The sequence below is a fragment of the Salinivibrio sharmensis genome, from assembly GCF_001995985.1.
GTDB lineage: Bacteria > Pseudomonadota > Gammaproteobacteria > Enterobacterales > Vibrionaceae > Salinivibrio > Salinivibrio sharmensis.
Map to the genome: position 1 here is coordinate 239,075 of NZ_MUFC01000003.1, position 25,926 is coordinate 265,000.

At 52.2% G+C, this 25,926-nt stretch carries 20 protein-coding genes; 4 read left to right on the forward strand and 16 right to left on the reverse strand.

The genetic code is table 11. From position 1 onward, the window contains the following. Positions 1-3: 3 nt before the first annotated feature. From ribD to glyA, 3 genes are all read right to left on the reverse strand, one after another. Entirely contained in the window at positions 4-1,134 is a 1,131-nt protein-coding gene (gene ribD, locus BZG74_RS04645; protein WP_077771546.1) for a bifunctional diaminohydroxyphosphoribosylaminopyrimidine deaminase/5-amino-6-(5-phosphoribosylamino)uracil reductase RibD, read from the reverse strand. After that, positions 1,131-1,580 (reverse strand): transcriptional regulator NrdR, encoded by a 450-nt coding sequence (gene nrdR, locus BZG74_RS04650; protein WP_046074984.1) that lies wholly within the window; start codon positions 1,578-1,580, stop codon positions 1,131-1,133. Before nrdR ends, ribD begins: the two co-directional genes overlap by 4 nt. A 182-nt stretch (positions 1,581-1,762) precedes the next feature. After that, the gene (gene glyA / locus BZG74_RS04655; protein WP_077771547.1) at positions 1,763-3,013 is read right to left on the reverse strand and encodes a serine hydroxymethyltransferase; all 1,251 of its coding nucleotides are present in this window, start codon (positions 3,011-3,013) and stop codon (positions 1,763-1,765) included. A 521-nt stretch (positions 3,014-3,534) separates the two neighbouring features. Between glyA and BZG74_RS04660 the strand changes: the two genes are divergently transcribed. Next, the gene (locus BZG74_RS04660) at positions 3,535-4,152 is read left to right on the forward strand and encodes a YitT family protein (protein ID WP_069363232.1); all 618 of its coding nucleotides are present in this window, start codon (positions 3,535-3,537) and stop codon (positions 4,150-4,152) included. A 104-nt stretch (positions 4,153-4,256) separates the two neighbouring features. On the opposite strand, the gene glnB is transcribed toward BZG74_RS04660, so the two are convergent. Then, a complete protein-coding gene (gene glnB / locus BZG74_RS04665; RefSeq protein WP_046074987.1) occupies positions 4,257-4,595 on the reverse strand; it encodes a nitrogen regulatory protein P-II in 339 nt (112 codons plus the stop codon). A gap of 149 nt (positions 4,596-4,744) precedes the next feature. Next, a complete protein-coding gene (purL, locus tag BZG74_RS04670) occupies positions 4,745-8,635 on the reverse strand; it encodes a phosphoribosylformylglycinamidine synthase (RefSeq protein WP_077771548.1) in 3,891 nt (1,296 codons plus the stop codon). Positions 8,636-9,059: 424 nt separating this feature from the next. On the opposite strand from purL, the gene mltF reads away from it, so the two are divergent. Beyond that, positions 9,060-10,580, forward strand: a complete 1,521-nt coding sequence (gene mltF / locus BZG74_RS04675) for a membrane-bound lytic murein transglycosylase MltF (protein ID WP_077771599.1) — start codon at positions 9,060-9,062, stop codon at positions 10,578-10,580. A 7-nt stretch (positions 10,581-10,587) separates the two neighbouring features. After that, entirely contained in the window at positions 10,588-10,749 is a 162-nt protein-coding gene (locus BZG74_RS15680) for a hypothetical protein (RefSeq protein WP_167369481.1), read from the forward strand. Here BZG74_RS15680 and tadA read toward each other — a convergent pair. From tadA to guaB, 4 genes are all read right to left on the reverse strand, one after another. Next, entirely contained in the window at positions 10,746-11,288 is a 543-nt protein-coding gene (tadA, locus tag BZG74_RS04680; RefSeq protein ID WP_077771549.1) for a tRNA adenosine(34) deaminase TadA, read from the reverse strand. The two genes, BZG74_RS15680 and tadA, sit on opposite strands and share 4 nt — an antisense overlap. Positions 11,289-11,386: 98 nt before the next feature. Beyond that, positions 11,387-12,901 (reverse strand): AbgT family transporter, encoded by a 1,515-nt coding sequence (locus BZG74_RS04685; protein ID WP_077771600.1) that lies wholly within the window; start codon positions 12,899-12,901, stop codon positions 11,387-11,389. A gap of 318 nt (positions 12,902-13,219) precedes the next feature. Further along, positions 13,220-14,797: a glutamine-hydrolyzing GMP synthase gene (guaA, locus tag BZG74_RS04690; RefSeq protein WP_077771550.1), complete on the reverse strand. Its 1,578-nt coding sequence runs from the start codon at positions 14,795-14,797 to the stop codon at positions 13,220-13,222. A 75-nt stretch (positions 14,798-14,872) separates the two neighbouring features. Further along, positions 14,873-16,336 (reverse strand): IMP dehydrogenase, encoded by a 1,464-nt coding sequence (gene guaB, locus BZG74_RS04695; protein WP_077771551.1) that lies wholly within the window; start codon positions 16,334-16,336, stop codon positions 14,873-14,875. A 214-nt stretch (positions 16,337-16,550) separates the two neighbouring features. Here guaB and xseA point away from each other — a divergent pair, with 214 nt between their 5' ends. Continuing rightward, positions 16,551-17,939 carry an exodeoxyribonuclease VII large subunit gene (xseA, locus tag BZG74_RS04700; protein WP_101494656.1) on the forward strand — a complete coding sequence of 463 codons (1,389 nt, stop codon included), beginning with the start codon at positions 16,551-16,553 and terminating at the stop codon, positions 17,937-17,939. Positions 17,940-18,340: 401 nt separating this feature from the next. Here the strand turns inward: xseA and der are convergent, their stop codons facing one another. From der to pilW, 7 genes are all read right to left on the reverse strand, one after another. Then, complete coding sequence (der, locus tag BZG74_RS04705) at positions 18,341-19,846, reverse strand: ribosome biogenesis GTPase Der (protein ID WP_077771552.1); 1,506 nt, start codon at positions 19,844-19,846, stop codon at positions 18,341-18,343. Positions 19,847-19,939: 93 nt separating this feature from the next. After that, the gene (bamB, locus tag BZG74_RS04710; RefSeq protein ID WP_077771553.1) at positions 19,940-21,097 is read right to left on the reverse strand and encodes an outer membrane protein assembly factor BamB; all 1,158 of its coding nucleotides are present in this window, start codon (positions 21,095-21,097) and stop codon (positions 19,940-19,942) included. Between the two features lie 9 nt (positions 21,098-21,106). After that, the gene (locus BZG74_RS04715; protein ID WP_077771554.1) at positions 21,107-21,700 is read right to left on the reverse strand and encodes a YfgM family protein; all 594 of its coding nucleotides are present in this window, start codon (positions 21,698-21,700) and stop codon (positions 21,107-21,109) included. 11 nt (positions 21,701-21,711) lie between these two features. Further along, positions 21,712-22,980: a histidine--tRNA ligase gene (gene hisS, locus BZG74_RS04720; RefSeq protein WP_077771555.1), complete on the reverse strand. Its 1,269-nt coding sequence runs from the start codon at positions 22,978-22,980 to the stop codon at positions 21,712-21,714. Between the two features lie 54 nt (positions 22,981-23,034). Continuing rightward, positions 23,035-24,162 carry a flavodoxin-dependent (E)-4-hydroxy-3-methylbut-2-enyl-diphosphate synthase gene (gene ispG, locus BZG74_RS04725; protein WP_077771556.1) on the reverse strand — a complete coding sequence of 376 codons (1,128 nt, stop codon included), beginning with the start codon at positions 24,160-24,162 and terminating at the stop codon, positions 23,035-23,037. 15 nt (positions 24,163-24,177) lie between these two features. Next, the gene (gene rodZ / locus BZG74_RS04730; RefSeq protein ID WP_077771557.1) at positions 24,178-25,170 is read right to left on the reverse strand and encodes a cytoskeleton protein RodZ; all 993 of its coding nucleotides are present in this window, start codon (positions 25,168-25,170) and stop codon (positions 24,178-24,180) included. Next, entirely contained in the window at positions 25,160-25,915 is a 756-nt protein-coding gene (gene pilW / locus BZG74_RS04735) for a type IV pilus biogenesis/stability protein PilW (protein WP_077771558.1), read from the reverse strand. The genes rodZ and pilW overlap by 11 nt, the downstream gene beginning before the upstream one ends. Positions 25,916-25,926: the final 11 nt, after the last annotated feature.

A 25,926-nucleotide genomic window follows, 5' to 3' on the forward strand; every position in this document is an offset into this window, starting at 1 on the left:
TCTTTAATACTCTTGCGTGGTCACAGCATGCTCAGAGAGCATGGCGGTTAAGCGAACATCGTCACCGATCACCTTCACCTGATTAAACTGGAAACGCGGTGCATCGTCCATCCGTTGCATCCCATCCAAAGCAACCAAGGGACGACTATCGCCCCCTAACAACATTGGCGCTTGGTAAACGATCAGCTCATCGACTAACGATTCGGTGAGTAACTGAGCTGCCAGCCTCGCGCCCGCTTCTACCCATATTTTGTCAATATCATGCTCGGTCAGTGCTCGCAGAATGGCAGACAATGACGCACCTGGCATCACCCACTCTTGAACGTTATCCGGCCACACCTTATCACTCGGTGTATCAACAATACGGATGACATCACCCTTTAGCTGATAGACAGTCGCATCAGGAGAGGTTTTATTGTCTTTATCCAAAATCACTCGTGTGGGCTGACGCAAGTATGGCTGCGGGTAGGTATCGAGGATGTCATCAGGAAGCTGGCCACTGCGAATATTCAGGCTAGGGTCATCGGCAAGCACCGTGGCACTGGTTGATAAAATGGCGCTGGCTTGCGCGCGATATACCTGCACGTCCGCGCGCGCGGGCTCTCCGGTGATCCACTTGCTGTGCCCATTCGCCAATGCCGTGCGCCCATCAAGGCTTCCCGCCAATTTGAGCTGCACATACGGCATTTTAGTTTGCATGCGTTTGATAAAACCAGGGTTCAGCGCTTTTGCCTGTTCAGCCATCACGCCCACAACCACCTCAATGCCGGCTTTTTGTAACCGTGCGATACCACGTCCAGCTACTTGCGGGTTTGGGTCTTGCATCGCGCACACGACGCGGTTGACGTTGGCAGCTATCAGGGCATCACAACATGGCGGCGTGCGACCATAATGAGAACAAGGCTCTAAGGTGACATAAGCCGTTGCGCCTTGTGCGCGTTCCCCCGCGGCTTTTAAGGCATGTACTTCGGCATGTGGACCGCCGGGGGCAATATGAAATCCTTCACCAACTACTTCATCGCCCTGTGCAATCACACAACCGACATTGGGGTTCGGGGTTGTAGTAAAGCGCCCTTGAGCCGCCAGCGCGAGTGCTCGCGCCATCATTTGTTTATCGCGTTCGCTTTGACTCATTTTTGCAACCGTGCGATCTCTTCGCCAAACTCTCGAATGTCCTCAAAGCTGTGATACACAGAGGCAAAGCGGATATATGCCACCTTATCGAGCTCTTTAAGCGCCTCCATCACCAAGTTCCCCACCATGGCAGAGCCAATCTCGCGCTCTCCGGTGGCACGCAAACGTGACTTTATACTGTTGATCGCTTTTTCAATGTCATCCGCGCTCACTGGGCGCTTTTCTAACGCGCGTTGAATGCCGCCACGCAGTTTTTCTTCGTCAAACGGTTCTCGGTTGCCGTTGGTCTTAATCACCCGTGGCATCACTAATTCCGCCGTTTCGAACGTGGTATAACGCTCTGCGCACGCCAGGCACTGGCGGCGACGGCGAACTTGGTGACCATCAGCCACAAGACGAGAATCGATCACTTTGGTGTCGGTAGCACCACAGAATGGACAGTGCATGAGTGTCGCCTCCTCAATATCGTCTTGCTAGTGTAACCGATTTGTAGCGATGAAAAAGCCTATTGAAGAGGACTTTATGGTGGTTTTGTGTGCTAAATAAAGCCAGTGAGGCACATCGTGTCGATAAAAACAAAAAAGACGCCCGAAGGCGCCTTATAGCCTATTCATTTTCGTGCCAATAATTAGGCATACACCGGCAGGCGACGGCAAATCGCTTGGACTTTTTCTTTGGTCTCGGCAATCACTTGCTCATTGTCGATATTATCCAAGACATCACACATCCAATGCGCAAGCTGCTCGGCGTCTTGCTCGGTAAAGCCACGACGCGTAATCGCAGGGGTGCCCACACGAATACCTGAGGTGACAAACGGGCTACGTGGGTCATTCGGCACACTGTTTTTGTTCACAGTGATGTTAGCCGCGCCCAGTGCTGCGTCTGCTTCTTTTCCGGTAATGTCTTTATCGATAAGGTCAACCAGTAACAAATGATTATCGGTTGAGCCTGATACTATTTTGTAGCCGCGAGCTTGGAAGCCTTTGACCATCGCGCGAGCATTATCAATCACGCGCGCTTGGTAGGCCTTAAACTCAGGCTCCATCGCTTCTTTAAACGCCACGGCTTTACCTGCAATCACATGCATCAATGGGCCACCTTGACCACCTGGGAACACCGCGGAGTTGAGCTTTTTATAAAGGTCTTCACCGGCATTCGACAAGATCAAACCACCGCGAGGGCCCGCCAGGGTTTTGTGGGTGGTGGTGGTCACCACATGCGCGTGTGGCAGTGGGTCTGGATATACGCCTGCCGCAATCAGACCTGCGACGTGCGCCATATCCACCAACAGCCATGCACCGACTTTATCAGCGATTTCACGCATGCGCTTCCAATCCACCAATTGCGAATAGGCAGAGAAACCACCAATGATCATTTTCGGCTTGTGTTCCAGCGCGAGCTGTTCCATTTGCTCGTAATCAATCTTACCCGCTTCATCAATGCCGTACGCAACTACTTCATAGTGTTTGCCTGAAAAGTTGACCGGAGAGCCATGGGTTAAATGACCACCATGCGCCAAGCTCATGCCCAAAACCTTATCGCCTGGGTTTAGCAGCGCCATATACACAGCACTGTTAGCTTGTGAGCCAGAGTGAGGTTGCACGTTGGCATATTCACAACCAAACAATTCACACGCACGCTCAATCGCGAGAGCTTCCGCTTTGTCTACGTACTCACAGCCACCGTAATAACGCTTACCTGGATAGCCTTCCGCATACTTGTTGGTCAGTTGAGAGCCTTGCGCTTCCATCACGCGTGGGCTGGTGTAGTTTTCTGATGCGATCAGCTCAATGTGTTCTTCCTGACGAGCCGTTTCTTCTTCAATGGCGGCGAACAGGGCGGGATCGTAATCCGCGATATTCATGTCACGCTTTAGCATTTGTCTCTCCTGACTTAACATTGGCGGGCAATAACCCCAAAAGCGAACGCTAGGGCGCTTTCAACTCCCCTAGCAAAAAACGAGTGCTGGTGTGATGGCTGAGCTCACCCCTTGGCTTAGTCGCCTTAACATGACAAATCAAAGCGATTAAGCCAAGGAAAATTATTCATTTCAGCCGCCTTGCGCAAACGTTTTCGTTACCACCCTGACTGCGTTTGCCATTCTACAAAAAATCCAACCTATCAGGTAGCCTGCGTCACAATTTTTTATTGCGCACGTCGATGATGGTAGAGCATCAACGAACATGGTCGGTGTAAAGGTTTTACAGCTAAGTATCATAATACTGACATTCTGCATTCAAGTGATTTACCTCATCGGCTTTCTCTTGGTCCTAATTGGCGATAAAATCCGCGCCCGATTATCCCATTAACTTTTTTACCGCCAGCCCGCTGGGTTTTGGCGGACTTTTTGTTGTTATCACGTTTTAGTTGTTGTCACGCTAACAAGTAGGGAGAAGCCGTGTGAGTCAGTATCAACACAGCTTTAAAGAAGACATTATTGCTATCGCCTCAGGCGCGTTTTTAGTCGCCCAAGGGGTGTTTTTTTTGCAACAAGCCGGACTTTTAACCGGGGGGACCACAGGTCTTGCCTTGTTGGTCAGCCAGTTTACAGACCTATCGTTCGGTACTTTGTATTTTCTGTGTAATTGCCCGTTTTATTTAATGGCTTGGTTTCGTATGAGCCCACGCTTTGCTGTGCGCAGCTTACTCGCCGGTGGCGCGGTGTCCGTGATGGCCGACCATATTGCCTATTTCTTCGAAATTACCTGGCTGGCACCTGCATACTGTGCCGTCATTGGGGGTTTGCTGATGGGCGTCGGCATGTTGATGATCTTCCGTCACAACGCCAGCTTGGGTGGCTTTAACGTGCTGGTGCTCTATTGCCAGGACAAGTTTGGGATCTCGGCAGGAAAGCTACAAATGGGCATCGACTGCACCATCCTGGCGTTATCTTTCTTCCTCATCGATTTAAACCTGCTGATGTGGTCGGTGGTTGGCGCGATCGTACTCAACTTAGTTTTGGCGATGAACCACAAACCAGGGCGCTATCAGGCGCATCCTGCTAACCCCGGCGCTTAAGCGACCTCTCAACGCCAATCAATCCGACAACACGGCGCAAAACAACAAAGCCAAGCATGATGCTTGGCTTTTTGCTACTGCTCGTATTCGCTTATCGCGCGTGATTAAATCGCTTCTTCGTCTTCCTCACCGGTACGGATGCGCACCACGCGCTCAACATCGAAGACAAAGATTTTGCCATCACCGATTTTACCGGTTTGTGCGGTATCAATAATGGTGTCTACACACTGCTCGGCCACATCGTTACTGACGATCACTTCAAGCTTCACCTTCGGCAGAAAGTCCACCATGTATTCGGCGCCACGATACAGCTCAGTATGGCCCTTTTGACGACCAAAGCCCTTTACTTCTGAGACGGTCATCCCCGTGATGCCCACATCAGCTAGCGCTTCGCGCACGTCATCGAGTTTAAATGGCTTGATGATGGCTTCAATTTTTTTCATTGTGTTATCCCTCTCGTTGGCCGCAGCCGGTCCTGATGGATCAAGTGTTTAGCTGAAATTGTATCGCAGCATGATAAAAAATCATCTATCGATTCACACAGAATACAAAAAAGCCGCCAATCGATGGCGGCTGATATCTTATTTCGCGGTTAACCTAGGGCCACTCGCGCGTTGCGGAACATGCGCATCCACGCACTGTCTTCGCCCCAATCATCGGGGTGCCAAGAGTTGGCAACGGTACGGAATACCCGCTCAGGGTGCGGCATCATAATGGTGACGCGGCCCGACTCTGTGGTCAGCGCGGTAATGCCATTTGGTGAGCCATTTGGATTGGCCGGATACGCTTGTGTTGGCTGGCCGTGATTATCGGTGTAACGCAGCGCCACTGTGCCTGACGCCTCAATGGCCGCCAGATGTTCTGCATCACGCACCTCAACACGTCCCTCACCATGCGATACCGCAATGGGCATCCGTGACCCCGCCATCCCAGCAAAGAAGGCGGATGGGCTTGATTGCACTTCCACCATGCTAAAGCGCGCTTCAAAGCGCTCCGACTCATTACGAACAAATCGTGGCCAGTGTGCGGCGCCTGGGATCAGTTCATGCAGGTTCGATAGCATCTGGCAGCCATTACACACGCCAAGTGCCAAGGTGTCTTCACGCGTAAAGAAGGCACTGAATTGATCGTGCGCGCGGCTGTTAAACAGAATTGATTTCGCCCAACCTTCACCGGCGCCCAACACGTCACCGTAAGAGAAACCGCCACAGGCCACCAGCCCTTGGAAACCGTCCAAACTGACGCGTCCTGAGAGAATGTCACTCATATGAACATCCACAGCGTTAAAGCCAGCGCGATCGAAGGCGGCAGCCATTTCGACATGCGAGTTCACGCCTTGCTCACGCAAAATAGCCATCGTCGGTTGTTGACCGGTAGCGATATATGGCGCAGCAATATCTTGGTGCACATCAAAGCTCAGACTGGCGTGCAACCCAGGATCGATCGCCTGTTTGGCGTCAAATTCTTGGCGAGCACAGTCCGGATTATCGCGACGCGCTTGCATCTGATAGGTGGTTTCAGCCCAAATCTGACGTAGATGCTGGCGACTGGCTTGATAGATAGGCGCCTCACCATGACGCAAGATAATCTCATCGCTATCGCTTAAGCCGCCAATCAAGTGACTACATGCGGTTAATTGATGTTCATCCAACACCGCATTAACACGCTCGAGATCTGACGCTGCCACTTGGATCACCGCGCCCAGTTCTTCGTTAAACAGTACCGACAAGGCATCGTCGCCTAAACGGGCGATATCCACGTCAATACCGGTGTGACCGGCAAACGCCATTTCCGCCAAGGTGACGAACAGTCCGCCATCGGCTCGGTCGTGATACGCCAGTAGCTTTTGCTCTGCTACCAAGGTTTGCATCGCATTGAAAAAGCCTTTTAGGCGGGCACTGCTGGTGACATCGGCAGGCTTATCGCCCAATTGGTGGTAAACCTGAGCCAACGCGGTTGCGCCCAGACGCTGCGCGCCTTCACCAAGATCAATCGCAATCAGCTGGCTATCACCTTTATCGGTACGCAGTTGTGGGGTCACGGTACGACGCACATCTTCCACGCGGCCAAAGGCGGTGATAATCAGCGACATCGGCGCGGTGACGGTTTTGTTTTCACCGTCTTGCTGCCACTGGGTTTTCATCGACATCGAGTCTTTACCCACCGGAATGGTCAGTGACAGCTCAGGACACAACTCCTCGCCAACGGCTTTAACCGCTTCGTACAAGCCGGCGTCTTCGCCCGGATGACCTGCCGCGGACATCCAGTTCGCAGACAGTTTAATGTTAGTCAGGCTACCAATATCGGCACAGGCAATATTGGTGAGTGCTTCTCCCACCGCCATACGGGCAGAAGCAGCAAAGTCGAGCAAGGCCGCAGGCGTTCGCTCACCCATTGCCATCGCTTCGCCGTGATAACTGTCATAACTGGCCGCCGTCACCGCACAGTTAGCGACCGGTACCTGCCAAGGGCCGACCATTTGGTCACGCGCAACCAGTCCGGTCACCGAACGGTCACCGATGGTGATCAAGAAGGTTTTCTCCGCCACCGCCGGCAAGCGTAAAACACGCTCACAGGCTTGTGCCAGCTCAATGCCTTGGGTGTTAAGCGCAGCACTTGTTACTTGCTGACGCGTGACATCCCGGTGCATTTTGGGCGCTTTACCCAGCAGAATGTCCATCGGCATGTCGATAGGGGTATTGTCGAAGTGGCTGTCTTCAAGCGACAGATGACGCGCATCGGTGGCCTCACCAAGCACCGCGTACGGCGCCCGTTCACGCTCGCACAAGGCTTCAAAAAGCGCCATATTTTCCGGTTTAACCGCCAAGACATAACGCTCTTGCGACTCGTTACACCAAATGGCGAGCGGGCTCATTCCCGGCTCATCATTAGGAATATCACGCAAGTTAAAGCGTCCACCACGGCCGCCATCATCGACCAGCTCTGGCATCGCATTGGACAGGCCACCCGCGCCCACATCATGGATAAAGGCAATCGGATTGTCGTCGCCAAGTTGCCAGCAACGATCAATCACTTCTTGGCAGCGACGCTCCATTTCTGGGTTCTCACGCTGTACCGAGGCAAAGTCTAAGTCTTCCGCCGACTGGCCGGATGCCATCGACGATGCTGCCCCGCCACCAAGGCCGATGTTCATCGCCGGGCCACCTAACACAATCAGTTTGGCCCCCACATCAATCTCATCTTTTTGCACATGGCCGTCGCGGATGTTACCCATACCACCGGCGATCATGATGGGTTTGTGATAGCCACGCACTTCCTCACCGGCATACGAGGTCACCCATTGCTCATAGGTACGGAAGTAGCCCAACAAGTTAGGGCGACCAAATTCGTTGTTAAACGCCGCGCCGCCTAACGGGCCTTCCAACATAATATCGAGCGCAGTGGCAATGCGCTCAGGCTTGCCATAATCGCGCTCCCACGGCTGAATAAAGCCGGGAATTTTGAGGTTAGAGACGGAAAAACCGACCAATCCTGCTTTGGGCTTGCCCCCGACACCGGTTGCCCCCTCGTCACGAATTTCACCGCCTGAGCCGGTCGCTGCGCCTGGCCACGGTGAAATCGCAGTGGGATGGTTATGAGTTTCCACCTTCATCAAAATATGGGCTGGCTCATGATGATATTGATAAGTGTGGCTCTCTGGGCTGGGGAAAAAGCGTCCAACGTTTGAGCCCGTCATCACGGCTGCGTTGTCTTTATACGCCGACAGCACGTTATCTGGGGTTTGCTCATAGGTGTTTTTGATCATTTTAAACAGCGATTTAGGCTGTTTTTCACCATCAATGGTCCAGTCGGCGTTGAAGATTTTGTGTCGGCAATGCTCTGAGTTGGCTTGCGCAAACATCATCAGTTCGATGTCGTTAGGATTACGCCCCAGCTGGGTGAAGTTCTCGACCAGATAGTCAATTTCATCTTCTGCCAGTGCCAACCCTAAGGCTTGGTTGGCCTCTACCAAAGCGGCTCGGCCACCCGAGAGAATGTCTACGCTATGCATCGGCGCAGGTTCCGCTTGCTCAAACAGCACCGCGGCCGCTTCAAGCTCATTGAACACCGCTTCCATCATCCGATCGTGCAACAATCCGACTAAGGTCGCGTGTTGCTCACGGGTCAAAGGCGCGGATAACTGAATATAGTACGCCGTCCCGCGCTCTAAACGTTTCACCGCGTCCAAGCCGCAATTATGGGCAATATCGGTTGCCTTCGAGGACCACGGCGACAAGGTGCCCGGACGTGGGGTCACAAGAAACAGCGTCCCTTCCGGGGCATGCGGTGGTAAGGTTGGTCCGTAAGTCAGTAGCTTTTCGAGCTTCTCGCGACGGGCGCCATCCAAAGGCTGATGCAAATCGGCAAAATGAATAAACTCAGCATACAGTGCCGTGACAGGTAACTGGTGCGCTTGGCAGCTAGCCAGCAATTTGTTGACACGAAACTCAGACAGTGCGGGGGAACCACGCAAAATATCCATGTGCGTACGTCTCTCGTTGGCGGTAAATGAAAGGGGTATACCCAAGTTATCGCACCCCGGCACCATAACTTGGGTATCACCACTGACCTTGCCGCAATGGCAGTTGTCACGGTTATAATTCACGGTAAGCACGGATACCGTTCACGCGTTACACATAAAGCACACTCGCTGAGAACCCCGAGTGTGTGCGGTTCAACGCGCGTTTTAATGCTGGCATTTTGCCCAAGCGGACGCCATTATAGGGGAAAATTGTCACCGACAACACACCTGACGCAACCGTTTGCGCAAAAAATTTTCCCCCTATCGGTCTGACGTCTATTCACGTAGAATGACGCGTCTATCGATCATCGCTAGCGGTTTGATGCTGGCATGCAACAGTGAGCGACAGCCTTTGACACAGCGTGACTTTTCTTTGCGATCATGGATGATTAGCCTAACGGTGCTTGTGCTTAGCCTCGCCGTCACAGGCTGTGATTGGACCTTCGACGATCGTACCGTTCTAGAAAAAATCCGAGACCGTGGCGTTTTAAGAGTCGGGACACTCAACAACGAACTCTCATACTATATTGGTCCTGACGGCCCCACCGGGCTGGATTACGAGCTTGCTTCTCGATTTGCCGACAAGCTCGGGGTCAAGCTAGAAATGGTGCCGACCTACACCTTATCCGGACTCTTCCCTGCTCTCGAGCGCGGCGATGTGGATCTGATTGCGGCAGGCCTTACCATTACCGACCAACGTTTAGCCCAGTTTCGCCCCGGCCCCGCCTATTACTTTGTCAGCCAGCAAGTGGTGTACAAAAAGGGACATTGGCGCCCGCGCGATGTCGATGACTTTGACCGTGAAGATGCCATCATGGCGGTGGTGGAAGACTCTAGCCACGATCTCACCTTGCAAGCGCTGAAACAAGACCACCCTGATCTCAGCTGGAAAGTGGTACAAGACGCCGACGATGATGAGCTGCTTAAACAAGTCGCAGACGGTGAGATTGACTTTACCATTGCCGACTCCGTTGATATTGCCTTGATGCAACGCACCCATCCAGATATTGCCGTCGCCATGGCTCTCAGTGAAGACGAGCCCGTAGCCTGGTTTATGAAAAAACAAGGCGACAGCAGCGCCTATGCCTTAATGGTTAACTTTTTTGGTGAGCTTAACCAAACTGGCGAATTGGCTATTTTAGAAGAGAAGTATTTTGGTCACGTTGATCAATTTGATTACGTCGATACCCGCGCCTTTTTGCGGGCACTAGAGAGCAAATTACCCAAGTGGGAGCCGCTTTTCAAAAAGCACGCCAACGATTTTGACTGGCGCTTACTGGCGGCCTTGTCGTATCAAGAATCGCATTGGAACCCTCGGGCAATCTCGCCTACCGGGGTGCGTGGTATGATGATGCTTACCCTGCCGACCGCCAAATCAGTGGGCGTGCGCAATCGCCTCGACCCCGAGCAAAGCATTAAAGGCGGCTCGCTCTACCTGCAACGTGTACTTGATCGTGTGCCTGATAGTGTCAATCCACACGAGCGCATTTGGTTTGCCCTCGCCTCTTACAATATTGGTTTTGGCCATATGATGGACGCACGCCGACTTACAGAAGCACAAGGGGCCGATCCAAACTCTTGGAGCGATGTAAAACAGCGCCTACCTTTATTAGCCAAGCGTCAGTATTACACCCAAACACGCTATGGTTACGCACGTGGTTACGAGGCGCTTAGCTATGTCGAGAATATTCGCCGCTATTACCAAAGTATTCTAGGCTATGAGAAGGCACACATAGAGTCTCTCGACAGCCAACAAGTTGAAGATCTCGGTGGTCTACAAACGATCGTCGCGCCTGATGAGCCATCGGAAAATGCCTCCGAGAATGCAACCGAGCAAGCGCCAGACTCGGCGTCATCACAGTCAGAGGATAACTCGACACCGCAATCAGACACGCAATCACAATGAGGGCAGCATGGTTCCAAGAAAACGGCTGGTGAAACAGAGCTTTCGCAAAAACAATATTTCATCCGCTAACCGGCGTAAGCGTATGCGCCAAAATATGCATAAAAAGGTGCTTTGGCGACAACGTGCCTTCGCAATTCGTGAATTTGCCGCCTTTGATGACGCGTTCTAGGACACCTTGCCTGAGTCAGGTAAGCAAGATTGAGATTGACAGGCTGCTTTTTTAGCGGCCTTTTTTTCGGCGCGACGACGGCGGAAAAACGCTTGTAGTTGCGCACGGCATTCCGCTTCTAACACTCCCCCCTCACTGTGCACATGGTGATTCACACCCTCATAGCTGAGTAAGTTCATCACCGAGCCGGCAGCTCCCGTTTTGGGATCGGGCGCGCCAAAATAAACCTTTCTGACACGGCCATGCACGATCGCCGCCGCACACATCGGGCAAGGCTCTAATGTCACATAAAGATCCGCGTCTAATAAACGGTAATTACCCAGCACTTGGCCGGCTTGGCGTAATGCCATCACTTCGGCATGGGCAGTGGCATCATGCTGGGTAATGGTTCGGTTCCACCCCGTGCCCACCACCTCACCTTGATAAACCACCACGGCGCCGACAGGCACTTCACCCTCTTGCTCCGCTTTGTCTGCTAGCTGGATCGCGTGGCGCATATAAACGTCGTGCTCGCTATCCAACGCATGTGGATCTTTCATTCCAACCTCTGTGACTCACAACCTAATACGCCCTCAGTATACGATACAAATAAGCCGGCTCGAAGGCCGGCTTATCTTGCTCAACGCGCAACAGCGTATTACTGCACCAAGTATTGGTAACTGGCTTGAATGCCCAAAGGCAATCCTAGTGCCCAGTAGGCGAGCAAGAACAAGGTCCAACCTACCAGCATGGTAAGCGAGTAAGGGATCATCATTGAGGCCACGGTACCAATCCCCGTGGTTTTCACGTAGCGCTGGCAATACACCACCACCAGTGGGAAGAACACCATTAATGGCGAGATAATGTTCGACACGGAATCACCCACACGATAAGCCGCTTGCGACAATTCAGGGGAAATGCCGACAACCATTAACATCGGCACGAGAATCGGCCCAATCAGCCCCCATTTCGCCGACGCGGAACCAATCAATAAGTTCACCATTGCCGTCAGCAAAATCATTCCCACAATCGTCATCTCACCTGGCAGGTTCATTGACTGCAACAGCTCCGCGCCGTTGAGCGCCAACAAAGTACCAATGTTTGATTGGGTAAATGCGGCTAAGAATTGCGCGCAGAAAAACGCCATCACCATGTACGCGCCCATGGTCGCCATGGTGTCAGACATGGATTTGATCACGTCCTGGCTGGTTTTAAAGGTGCCCGCGGTTTTGCCATAAACAATGCCTGGAATGATAAACAGCAAAAAAATCAGCGGCACGATCGATTGCATAATCGGTGCATCAAACGCGGTCAGCTCACCCGCCGGAGAGCGGAGCGGTGACGTTTCCGGCCACGAGGCGGCCACCAGCGCAGCGATCCCTAGTAGCATCGCCAGCCCAGCACGGTTAAAGGCTTTACCTTCTATCGCCGTAAAAGAGCCCAAATCCGGTGCCTCTTCAGCATCCTCATCAATCGGCGTACGATTTAGGCGAGGTTCGACAATTTTCTCGGTCACAAACCAGCCCAATGCCACAATCAAAATCGATGACAAGCCAGTGAAATACAGGTTCGCAAGCGGGTTTACCTGATAGCTATCGTCCAACACATGCGCGGCAGATTCAGTAAAACCGGCCAGTAATGGATCAATCCCTGACGGAATAAAATTGGCCGAAAACCCACCCGATACGCCAGCAAAGGCGGCAGCGATACCGGCCAGAGGATGACGCCCCGCCGCGTGGAAGATAATCCCGCCGAGTGGGATCACCAGCACATAGCCAGCATCTGCGGCGGTGTGGGATACAATCGCCACCAAAATCAGCATGGGTGTGAGCGCTTGCTTCGGCGTCACACTCAGCATTTTCTTGAGGCCGGTGGTAATAAAGCCTGACTGATCAGCCACACCCACACCAAGCATCGCCACCAAAACAATCCCCAGCGGCGCAAATCCAGTAAAGGTGTCAACCATATTGGCTAAAAAGTGGGCTAGCGCATCGCCGGTGAGCAGGTTTTTGACTTGAACAGCCTCGCCGGTCAAAGGGTGGACTGAATCAAAAGAGACCTGAGAAAGAATGGCTGACAATACCCAGACGGTGATCAGCCCCCAAAAAAACAATAGCGCGGGATCCGGAATGCGGTTCCCTGCCCGCTCTATCATGTTCAAAAACCGATCCATGCCGCGCGGCTGGCTAGCTTCGGCTGAGTCGCTTATGTGTTGGCTCACTGTTTACTCCATTTTTCGATGTTGTGTCTTTGCTTGCCTGCTGAAGCAGGTTTTAGTGACATTAAAATGACAAACCATCGCCAGTAAAGCAAAAAACAGCATAGTTAGCCATAAGTAAGCCAGTCAACCAAATTTTAAATTGATTTATAATTAGAAAAGTAGCATAAAAAACGGATGCTCACAGGGCTCGCTGAAACATTTAGAAACAAAAAAGCCCACGCTAGGCATGGGCTTTGTGTCGTTAATCTGGCGTTTTACTCTCTCAAACGCTTATTCCCACTCAATCGTCGCAGGCGGTTTGCCGGAGACGTCGTAAACCACGCGGGAGATGCCGTCGACTTCGTTGATGATGCGGTTTGATACCTTACCCAGGAAATCGTATGGCAGGTGTGCCCAGTGCGCAGTCATAAAGTCGATGGTTTCGACGGCACGTAGGGCAATGATCCAGTCATATTTACGGCCATCGCCCATCACACCCACCGAGCGAACTGGCAGGAATACGGCGAAGGCTTGCGAGACCTTCTCGTAAAGATCGGCATTGCGCAGCTCTTCGATAAAAATCGCATCGGCGCGACGAAGCAGATCGCAGTATTCCTTTTGAATCTCGCCCAGCACGCGCACGCCGAGGCCGGGCCCTGGGAAAGGGTGGCGATAAAGCATGTGGTACGGTAAGCCTAGCTCAAGGCCAATTTTGCGCACTTCGTCTTTGAACAACTCTTTAAGCGGCTCAACCAGACCCATTTCCATTTCTTCCGGCAGGCCACCGACATTGTGGTGTGATTTGATCACATGGGCTTTACCGGTTTTCGAGGCCGCTGACTCAATCACATCCGGGTAGATGGTGCCTTGTGCCAGCCACTTGGCATTTTTCATTTTGCTCGCTTGCTCATCGAATACCTCGACAAACACGCGGCCAATGATTTTACGCTTGGCTTCCGGATCCGCTTCGCCTTTAAGGGCATCGAGGAAACGGTCTTCGGCGTTAACATGAATAATATTCAAACCAAAGTGGTCACCGAACATTTCCAGTACTTGCTCACCTTCGTTAAGGCGTAGCAGGCCATTATCGACGAACACACACGTGAGCTTATCGCCAATTGCACGGTGAACCAGCATGGCGACCACGGAAGAGTCGACGCCGCCAGACAAGCCAAGGATCACTTCATCATCCCCGACTTGCTCACGAATACGCTCAATTGCATCGTCAATAATGGTGGCTGGTGTCCATAAGCGCTCGCATTGGCAGATTTGCATCACAAACTGCTCCAACATGCGTTGGCCTTGGCGCGTGTGGGTCACTTCTGGGTGGAATTGCACACCATAAAAACGCTTGTCTTCATTGGCCATGGCCGCGAAGGGGCAAGTGTCCGTCTCGGCCACTTTGACAAAATCTTCCGGAATGGCGACCACTTTATCACCATGGCTCATCCATACATCGAGGAGCGCGTGACCGTCATCGGCGATGGCATCTTCAATGCCATCAAACAGCGCGCTTTGTCCAACGCGTTTTACTTGCGCATAGCCAAATTCACGGTGCTCAGAGCCGGCCACCTTACCACCAAGCTGCTCGGCCATAGTCTGCATGCCATAACAAACCCCCAACACTGGCACGCCGGCGTTAAAGACATACTGCGGCGCTCGTGGAGAGTTCTCCTCTGCCACGCTCTCTGGACCACCGGATAGGATGATACCGTTAGGGGCAAAATCACGAATGTCTTGCTCGTCGACATCCCAGCTCCAAAGCTCACAATACACACCGATTTCACGGACACGGCGCGCAATCAATTGGGTGTACTGGGAGCCAAAATCAAGGATCAAAATACGTTGAGCATGAATGTTCTGGGTCATTATCTGGCTTTCTCAATTAAGTGGAACAAAGGGGAGCTGTGCTCCCCTCTCAAATGCATCGCGGTAGTGATGTCTTTAGCCGAGGCGATAGTTCGGCGCTTCTTTAGTAATAGTGACATCATGCGCGTGTGATTCTTTCATGCCCGCGCCTGTCACGCGAACAAACTGCGCTTGAGTGCGCATCTCTTCAATGGTGGCAGAGCCGGTGAGCCCCATGCTTGAGCGCAGGCCACCCATTTGCTGATGAATGATCTCTTTCATCATGCCTTTGTAATCGACACGCCCTTCAATGCCTTCAGGTACCAGCTTGTCTGCGGCGTTGTCGCTTTGGAAGTAACGATCAGACGAGCCTTTCGACATCGCGCCCACCGAGCCCATACCTCGATATGATTTATATGCACGGCCTTGGTAAAGCTCCACTTCACCCGGCGACTCTTCGGTACCGGCGAGCATTGAACCCACCATCACACAGGATGCACCGGCAGCAATCGCTTTACACAAATCCCCTGAGAAGCGGATACCGCCATCGGCAATCACGGGAATACCATACTCTTGCGCCACAGCGGCTGCATCACTGATCGCCGTGATCTGCGGGACACCGACGCCGGTAACGATACGCGTGGTACAAATTGAGCCCGGACCAATCCCAACTTTGACGGCATCCACTCCGGCTTCAATCAGGGCGCGTGCCCCTTCAGCAGTGGCGACGTTGCCGCCCACAATCTGCAGGTTCGGGTACGCGGCACGTGCATCACGAATACGTTGCAGAACCCCTTCAGAGTGGCCGTGTGATGAGTCAATCAGCAACACATCTACACCCGCTTCAACCAAGGCAGCAATACGTTCTTCGTTACCCGCACCGGCACCAACTGCACCACCGACACGCAAGCGACCCTGCTCGTCTTTACAAGCATTAGGCTTGCTTTCCGCTTTTTGGAAGTCTTTGGCGGTGATCATGCCGGTGAGGTGATGGCTTGAGTTGACCACCAAAATCTTCTCGACACGGTGCTGTTGCATGAGCTGTTGTACCTGCTCACGCTCTGCGCCTTCTTGCACGGTGGCGAGGCGAGATTTTGGTGTCATCACGTCTTCGACGCGCTTACTTAAGTCAGACACAAAACGCACATCACGGCCTGTGATGATACCCACCAGCTCTTTGTGTGCGTTGACAACAGGGTAACCGGCAAAGCCGTTACGCTCAGTCAGCGCCTTGACATCAGCAATGGTCATTTCAGGGGTCACAGTCACTGGGTTGGTGACCATGCCTGCTTCATAGATTTTGACCAAGCGTACTTGTTCAGCCTGTTGCTCGATGGTCATGTTTTTATGGATAAAGCCAAGACCACCTTCTTGCGCCAAGGCTATTGCCAAACGGGCTTCGGTCACTGTGTCCATCGCGGCGGATAACACAGGAATGTTTAAGCTGATCGAGCGTGTCAGTTTTGTACGCAGATCGGCATGGTTAGGAAGAACATTTGAGTGGGCAGGGACGAGGAGTACATCGTCAAAGGTTAGCGCTTCTTTCGCGATTCTCAGCATTGCAATATCTCACACCAAAATTTGTGAAGGGGAACAAAATATTGCCGCAGCATTATACGTGCAGCGCAAACGTTTGGCTATCGATTTTTACTAAGAATGTCCGTTTGTTGGGCTACTCAGATTTAGTCGGTTGATTTATCAACAGATATCCGCGGGACTTTTTCGCAACCGATTGCTTAAGGTCTATTTGGCATACCGCAGTGCGGCAGGTAGTATGCTGACAAGCTTATTGAAATGGACCGAGATCGTGACCGCTAACAACCGAAACATTCTTTCCGTCTCTCGCTTAAATGCCGAAGTGCGTCTTTGCTTGGAGAAAAACATCGGTATCGTCTGGCTCACGGGGGAAATCTCTAATTTTACCGCTGCGACATCTGGTCACTGGTATTTATCGTTGAAAGATAACCAAAGCCAGGTCAAATGTGCGATGTTCCGTGGTAACAACCGCCGCGTGATGTTCAAACCTAAAAACGGCGATCAGGTGTTGGTGCGTGCGCGCGTGTCTATGTACGAGCCTCGCGGCGACTATCAACTGATCTTAGAAAGCATGCAGCCTGAAGGCGATGGACGACTGCAACAGGCGTTTGAGCAACGCAAACAAGCGTTGGCAGCCGAGGGATTATTCGCGCAAAGCGCTAAACAGGCCTTGCCCGACCAACCCAAGCGCGTTGGCATAATCACCTCCAAAACGGGCGCTGCCTTGCATGATATTCTAAATGTGTTGAAACGGCGCGATCCGAGCCTGCCAGTGGTTATCTATCCCACGCTGGTACAAGGACAAGAAGCTGCGGTTTCTATTGCCCAAGCCCTAGGGCGCGCGAATACGCGCAACGAGTGTGATGTGCTGATTGTTGGCCGTGGCGGTGGTTCACTCGAGGACTTATGGTGCTTTAATGAAGAAATCGTCGCCCGTACTATCGCCGCCAGTCAGATCCCCATCGTCAGTGCCGTGGGCCATGAAGTGGATGTCACCATTGCCGACTTTGTTGCCGACGTGCGCGCGCCAACGCCATCAGCCGCTGCAGAATTAGTGAGCCGTGACCTCAGCTATCGTTTACAACAATATCAGCAGCGCGAGCAAGCGCTCAAAAACGCGATCGGCACCCTTCTTTATCGCCAACAACGGGCACTGACGCAGCACGAACACCGCTTGTCGCATCAGCACCCTCGCCGGCGTTTGCAACAGCAAAGTCAGCATATTGATGAGCTGCAACGACGTATGCACCAGGCGCTCACCAAACAAGTTTCACGGTATAGCAATCGGCTTACTGCGCTGGATAGTCGCTTGCAGCGCATGACGCCTGACCGCCGTATTCAGCAACATCAGGCTCAATTGGCGCAATACCATCAACGCCTTACCCACGCGATGGACTCACACCTGTCACATGCGCAACAGCGACTTGGCACCTTGGTTGCCACCTTAGATGCGGTCAGCCCACTTGCCACCCTTTCTCGCGGCTACTCAATTAGTCGTGATAGTGAAGGGAATATCGTTAATGATATCCATCAGCTAAAGAACGGGGATACTCTCCATACCCAGCTCAGTAACGGTGATGTCACTAGCGTGGTGCAACAACGTCATCCAAGTCAGGTAGCTGATTAAGCTCTGTACAACACACCTCTGACCGATCAGTAAGCGATCGAGCGATCTGGGGGTTTATTCCCCTTGATCAGCTTCCTACCCTGAAAAGAATATTTATCAATACACTTCCCGAAAGCATAAGTTACATATTCTGMATTTGGATTTTTAAAAGGATAGAATTCTAAATTTTATTTTATTAAAGCTTGGATCCAGAATAATCCAAAAGTGTGAGATAGCAAGGGGTGTCGATTTTACCACCGCTCAAAACCTGAGCGGCAGCGCAATAGGCTAGGATCTAAGACAACAGATAACCTTGCTCATTAATGTGATTTAGATCACTTTAATTTGGTTACGGATCCCAACAGAGATCGGACTCGCCTTGTCGCGATCAAAAAAGCCCAGCATCGCTGCTGGGCTTTGTATTACTTCTTATTGCGGTTTTTCACCATATCCATTAAGCGTTTACGCTGACGGGATTGAGATAATGTCAGCTTTTCTTTTTTCCCCTCGTAGGGGTTTTCACTGTTTTGGAATTGGATCTTTATCGGCGTGCCCATAATATCCAAGGTTCGCCGATAGTAATTCATCAAATAACGCTTATAAGAGTCTGGTAGCTCTTTGACCAAGTTACCATGAACCACCACAATCGGCGGGTTGTAGCCGCCTGCGTGCGCATATTTTAGCTTCACCCGACGCCCACGGATCATCGGTGGCTGATGGTCATCTTGCGCCATTTTCAAAATGCGGGTGAGCATCGCGGTTCCAACACGTTTTGTCGCTGACTGATACGCCTCTTGAATCGACTCAAACAAGTGACCTACCCCGGTGCCGTGCAACGCAGAAATGAAATGCACACGGGCAAAGTCGACAAACCCTAAGCGACGATCAAGCTCTGACTTCACACGTTCTTTCACTTCACTGTCCAAGCCATCCCACTTGTTCACCGCCAAAACAATCGAGCGCCCAGCGTTAAGTGCAAAACCAAGCAAGCTTAAGTCTTGATCCGAGATGTTCTCGCGTGCATCGATCACCAACAATACGACGTTGGTATCTTCAATCGCCTTGAGGGTTTGGATTACCGAGAATTTTTCCACTTTATCGGTTACCCGTTTACGACGTCGGACCCCAGCGGTATCAATCATCACGTATTCGCGACCATCTCGCTCCATGGGAATGTAAATCGAATCACGGGTAGTGCCTGGCATATCGTAAACCACCACGCGCTCTTCACCGAGCATGCGGTTCGTCAAGGTCGATTTGCCCACATTAGGGCGGCCAATGATCCCGATTTTAATCGGCAGCGATTGTAAGTATTCATACTCGCTTTCGGCCTGCTCTTCGGTTTTTACCGCCTCATCATCACTGTCGAGCGTATCCGCTTCATCAGTCAAATCGACCAAGCCTGCTTGCTCGTCGTCCTCGTCCGCTGACACTTGCTCAACCAAAGGCGTCAACGCACGATTGATCAGGCCACTAACACCTCGACCATGCGCGGCGGCAATTTGGAACATGTTATCCATACCTAACTGCCAAAAATCAGCCGTTGCGGTGTCTGGATCAATACCATCCACTTTGTTCACCACCAAAAAGGTGGTTTTTTCACGGGTACGAATATGTTGCGCAATATCTTTATCCGCGGGTGTCAGGCCTGCACGACCATCGACCATAAACAGTACGACATCGGCTTCTTCAATCGCCGCCAGCGATTGCTCCGCCATCTTGGTTTCCACACCTTCTTCGGTGCCGTCAATGCCGCCGGTGTCAATCACGATAAATTCGTGATCATCTAGCAATGCCTTGCCGTATTTTCGATCCCTGGTCAGTCCCGGAAAATCCGCTACTAATGCATCGCGTGTGCGGGTAAGACGGTTAAAGAGCGTCGATTTTCCCACATTCGGGCGCCCCACTAGGGCTATAACAGGAATCATGTAGACCTCTTCTTTTCATTCGCTTTATTAATAAACAAGGCTCCCGACTGTCTTGGCAGCCAGGAGCCTAAAAATAGAACTGGGTGGCTTCGCTTACTCGATACTCAACTTTCTCAGTTGACCATCACGGGTGATCACGATGTAACCATTATCGGTTTGCACCGGTGCTACCGCAATCCCGTTACCTTCCAGTGATTGCTGTGCGACAAAATCGCCCGTTTGCGGGTCAAGCCAGTGCAAGTAGCCTTGGCTATCCCCCACCACCAAGTATCCACCACTTGCCGCAGGGGCGGTTAGGATACGGTATGTTAGCTGGGTATTTCGCCACTTTTCTAGGCCATTACGTGCATCTAACGCAACGATGTTATCTTTATCGTCGATAAGATAGATGCTGTTGCCTGCCACAAGGAAATCGTTGGCTGAGGAAAAATCGCGCTTCCAAGCCGCTTTCCCTGAGCGTAAATCAATAGAGACTAATTGGCCATTATAGCCCACCGCATACAAACGGTCGCCATCGATCACTGGGGTTGCGTCGACATCGACTAGACGGTCGATCTCGGTCGCCCCTTTCGGTGTCGAGATAGGGATCTGCCAAATTGAACGGCCGGTTTCGATCATGGCCGCGCCCAGGCGTCCATTAGCCATGCCCCAGAACACGCCGCCGGAAATAGTCACCGGCGCACTTTCACCACGCAGGCTCAAGTTAGGCACATCATTGGTGTTATTCCACTGTGGCTCGCCCGTTTCCGCGTCTAAGGCCACTAACTCACCACGGCTGGTGTTAACGATCACCAACCCAGCTTCTACCAAAGGCTTGGCCAGCACTTCGCCATTAACGTTCTGTTGCCATACCGGCTCGCCGGTTTCCGCATCCAGTGCGTACACTTGACCTGTTTCGCCGCCTACATACACTTTGCCGTATGAGGCGCTCAACCCGCCAGAAAGCAACGCTGGCGTCTCGTCTTGTACCGACTGTTGCCAGACAGAGTCACCGCTTTCTAAATCAAACGCGGCGACTAAACCTTGGCGGTCCGCTGCAAATACTTTGTCATACGCCACCGTAGGCTGAAGCGCAGAATAGTATTGGCCGACGCCTTCACCTACTTGAGCCTGCCAATGCTGCGTTGACGAAATCTCATTAGTGACAGCAGGCAGCGGCGCCATTTGCACCACATCTTCTTCACCGGCACAGCCAGCCAGTACAGCCATGGTCGTGGCCATTGCGGCCATACGCCATAATCGTTTTTTCATACCACGACCTTATTGACCAAGATTATCAAGCTTCATATTCACGGTTGGGCTTTCTGCCGCCGCTAACGATGCCGCGTACGCATCTCGCGCAGCTTGTTTATCGCCCTGATCAAGCAAGACGTCACCGCGGATCTCTGCCACTTTCGCGGTCCAGCTTTCGGCCGTGACCGTATCGAGCTCACTCAATGCGGCTGAATAGTTCTCCAATTCTGCCTCAACACGAGCAAGTCGTGTGGTGACGAGCCCATATAAGGCGTCACCTTTCACCGCTTGTTGCGCGTTTTTGAGTTGCTCGCGGGCACTGTCCAGCTCGCCCTGCTCAACATGTTGTTGTGCCAGCTGTAACGCCGCCAAGGCATGATAACCTTCGTGGCCCTCTAACTCGCTCAATGACACGGTGTCACCGCTCTCAATATTGCTCAGTACTTGCTCGTATTGCTGAGAAGCTTGCGCTTGGTTAGCCAGTTGCTGTGACTGGAAATAACGCCAGCCGTAAAGGGCTCCCAAACCGACAACAGCGCCGATTACAACGGCTTTACCATTATCTCGCCACCACTTTTTAATGGCTTCAACCTGCTGCTCTTCTGTGGTGTAGACGTCCACGTTCTGTCCTCTTAAATCAATGCTTTTAGTGACGCGGCGATCTCATCCTGATTCAGTGTTTGTTGCTCGCCGCCTTTCAAATCTTTTAAGGCTACTGTGCCGTTGGCGACTTCATCTTCACCTAGCACCAGCGCCACAGACGCGCCGACTTTGTCCGCGCGCTTGAACTGCTTCTTAAAGCTACCACCGCCGAAGTGCGACATTACACGCAGCCCTGGCACCTGCTCACGTAAGCGCTCAGCCAGTTTCATTCCTGCGACCATGGCACCTTCACCAGCTGTGACCATGTACACATCCACCGCCGGACGGACATCATCTTGGTTAAGGTTTTCTAGCATTAGAACAAGACGCTCTAACCCCATCGCAAACCCAACCGCAGGCGTAGCCTTGCCACCGAGTTGCTCAACCAAGCCGTCATAACGGCCACCACCGCACACCGTGCCTTGCGCCCCTAAGCTGTCGGTGATCCACTCAAACACGGTGCGGTTGTAGTAATCGAGTCCACGCACCAAACGGTGGTTCACTTGGTATTCGATACCTGCTGCGTCCAAGAGTTCACACAACAGCGCAAAATGCTGTTTTGACTCGTCATCCAGGTAGTCACCGAGCTGAGGCGCATCCACTAAAATGGCTTGGATGTCTGCATTTTTAGTATCCAGCACACGCAATGGGTTGGTCTGCATGCGGCGCTTGCTGTCTTCATCCAGCACAGATTCGTGCTGCATCAAAAAGTCCACCAGCGCTTGACGATAATTCGCACGTGCTTGTGGAGAACCAATCGAGTTGAGCTCTAATCGCACATGCTCTGCAATCCCTAGCTCCCGCCACATACGTGCGGTCATCATGATAAGTTCCGCGTCCACATCTGGGCCATTTAGGCCAAACACTTCCACGCCAAACTGGTGGAACTGGCGATAACGGCCTTTTTGCGGACGTTCATGACGGAACATTGGCCCGGTGTACCAAAGACGATGCTCTTGGTTGTACAGCAGGCCATTTTCGATCCCCGCACGGACACAACCTGCTGTCCCTTCAGGACGCAAGGTGAGGCTATCGCCATTGCGGTCATCGAAGGTGTACATTTCTTTTTCGACAACGTCTGTCACTTCACCAATCGCACGGCTAAACAAATGCGTCGCTTCCACGATAGGCATGCGAACTTCACTATAGCCGTAAGCGCTCACTACGTTTTTGATGGTAGATTCGAGCTTTTGCCATAAAGGAGATTGAGACGGGAGGCAGTCATTCATGCCTCGTATTGCTTGAATTGTTTTAGCCACGTTAACTTCCGTTACCGAAATGATGTAAAAAAGGGGAGAAGGCCGCCTAACGGCTTAGCCTTCTTGATCGATTTGAGACACCTTGATGCGGTTGCGTTCATCCATCATCGCCGCTTTGGCGCGGATTTTCGCCTCCAACTCATCCACCAAGTTGTCGTTATTAAAGCGCTCTTTTTGGCGTTTCCCGTCCAAATAATAAGCGCTGCGCTTGTTACCACCCGCGAGGCCAAGATGCGAGGCCTCGGCTTCACCTGGGCCATTGACCACACAACCAATCACAGAGACATCCATGGGAGTCAGTATGTCTTCCACGCGCTGTTCGAGCGCATTGACCGTGCCAATCACGTCAAACTCTTGACGCGAACAGCTCGGACAGGCAATAAAGTTCACGCCTCGTGAACGGATACGCAGTGACTTAAGAATATCGAAGCCAACTTTGATTTCTTCGACCGGATCAGCGGCGAGCGATACACGCAAGGTATCACCAATGCCTTCCGCCAATAGCATCCCCAAGCCTACCGATGACTTAACCGCACCAGCACGCGCGCCACCCGCCTCGGTAATGCCAAGGTGTAAAGGTTGATCAATCTGCTGAGCGAGTTTGCGATAAGACTCAACCGCTAGAAAAACATCTGACGCTTTAACACTGACTTTAAATTGATCAAAGTTAAGGCGGTCAAGGATATCGACATGACGCATCGCCGACTCCACCAAGGCATCGGGGGTGGGTTCCCCGTACTTTTCTTGCAGATCGCGCTCCAGTGAGCCGCCATTTACACCAATCCGGATTGGAATGTTCTTGTCGCGCGCAGCATCCACCACCGCGCGAATGCGCTCTTCTTTCCCAATATTGCCTGGGTTGATCCGCAAGCAATCGACACCATACTCCGCCACTTTTAATGCAATACGGTAGTCAAAGTGGATATCTGCTACCAAAGGGATCGACGTTTGCGCTTTAATCTCTTTAAACGCTTCCGCTGCATCCATGGTGGGCACCGATACCCGAACAATATCGGCCCCCACCCCTTCTAGCGCTTTAATTTGCGCTACGGTGGTGGCGACATCCGTGGTTCGTGTGTTGGTCATAGATTGCACGGCAATCGGCGCGCCATCACCAATCGGCACATTGCCGACATTAATGCGCGTTGAGGGACGGCGTTTGATGGGAGTTTCGTTGTGCATATCGACGTTCTCTGATTACTGCGGAAGGCGCAACCGAGCCACTTGGCCGGTTGGGAAGCCATCAAGATCAATATTGTCGCCATTAAAGGTGATTTTCACCACACTGGGGGCACCCAATACCAATTGATAAGGGGTGTCGCCGGTTAGGGTCACTTGCTCACCCTCAGACTTTATCCCGGTTGCCAATCGTTCACCATTGGCATCTCGCACGTCTATCCAGCAATCACCACTAAATGTCATCACTAGACGGTTATTGACCGTGCTCGCGGGGGCTTCATCCTCTGCCATTGGCTGTGCCTCTGGATCCGTTTGTGTCGTCGCTTCGTCCATTTGCACCGGCTCGACAGCAGTCCCCGATTCTGACTCTGTCGATACTGACCCGTTCTCTTGATTAGGCTCGGCCTCGTTCACGGTATCTTGTGCGTCAGTTTCCTGTAACTCCGCCCCTTGTGAGGCCATAGAGTCTGTTACCGCAGGTTCGGCCATCGCCGGTGCATCGGTGGCAACCATCGCGCTATCTTGCTCTGACGGGGTCGTGACGAGCTCATCCGCTTGTTGGCTATCCAGCTGTGTCGGCACAGACGTCATGGCCTGCTGATTTTGCCAGTACCACACGCCAGTGATCCCGACCGCAATAGCGATGATCACCCAAGACAGCCACATTAGTCGACTTTCGCTCTTTTGCCGCCGCGTTTTGCGCGAGAAGCTTTGCATTTTTTGTACGGTGGCCGCACTGCTCGCTTCCATATTGCTATTACCCAAAAGCTGATCGGCGTCGATTTGCATCAGCTTGGCATAGGAGCGCAAATAGCCACGTGTAAACGTGGCCAATTGATCCATGTCTGGGTTGTTTTGTTCAAGATCCTCAATGACACTGACCCGCAATCGAAGTCGGTCAGCAACATCACGAACACTCCAGCCCATTTTCTCTCGCGCTTGCTTTAATACTTCCCCGGGCGCAGGTTGGGTATCAGATTGCGCTTGTTCTTCCGTCTGTTCAGTATTCATTCGCTAGGTACAATTGATATTCTTTGGATTCTGGAAACCGTTGCGCCAATCGCTGAGCGTCATGGGCAGCTCGCTCCGTGTAGCCTTGTTGCTGATAAGCTTTCACTAGCAATAACAGTCCTGCAGGCTGTACACCAACGCGTTGGTGGAGCCGCTTGATACGTGCGACGGCTGCTGCCTCTTGCCCAGTATCTATTTCTAATTTGGCAAGTTGTAAACCAGCACGGACATTCAGCGGGTCGTGATCAGCCGCTTTGCTAAACAAGGCTTTTGCGCGTTCTACGTGGCCAGCTTTTAGCTGACAAAACGCTGCGTTTTCATAACTGTCTGACACACGATGATAATACGGTTGTACGACTGCTTGCAAAAATGCGTCATTTGCCGCGGCGAACCGCTGTTGTTCGCACAAGAAAACACCGTAATTGTTATATACATCGCCTTTTTCAGACGCTTGCGCTAACGCTTTTTGATATAAGCGATCCGCTTTGTCGTTTTCACCGACACGTTGTTGATAATACGCCATCGACAGCGAGGTGCGATAGTAGTTAGGTGCATATTGGCGCGCTTGCTGCAAGTTTTGCTGCGCTTGTTGATAGCGATCACTGTTTAGATAGCCTAATCCCAGTGCAATGCGCGCCTCTGCGGCTTGAATTTTATCAAACTTGGGCTCGCTGTGCGGCGACCCTGACGATGAACATCCAGCCAACGCCATCAACACGCCCAATACCCAAACCGTTTTTGTCATGCTATCCCCTT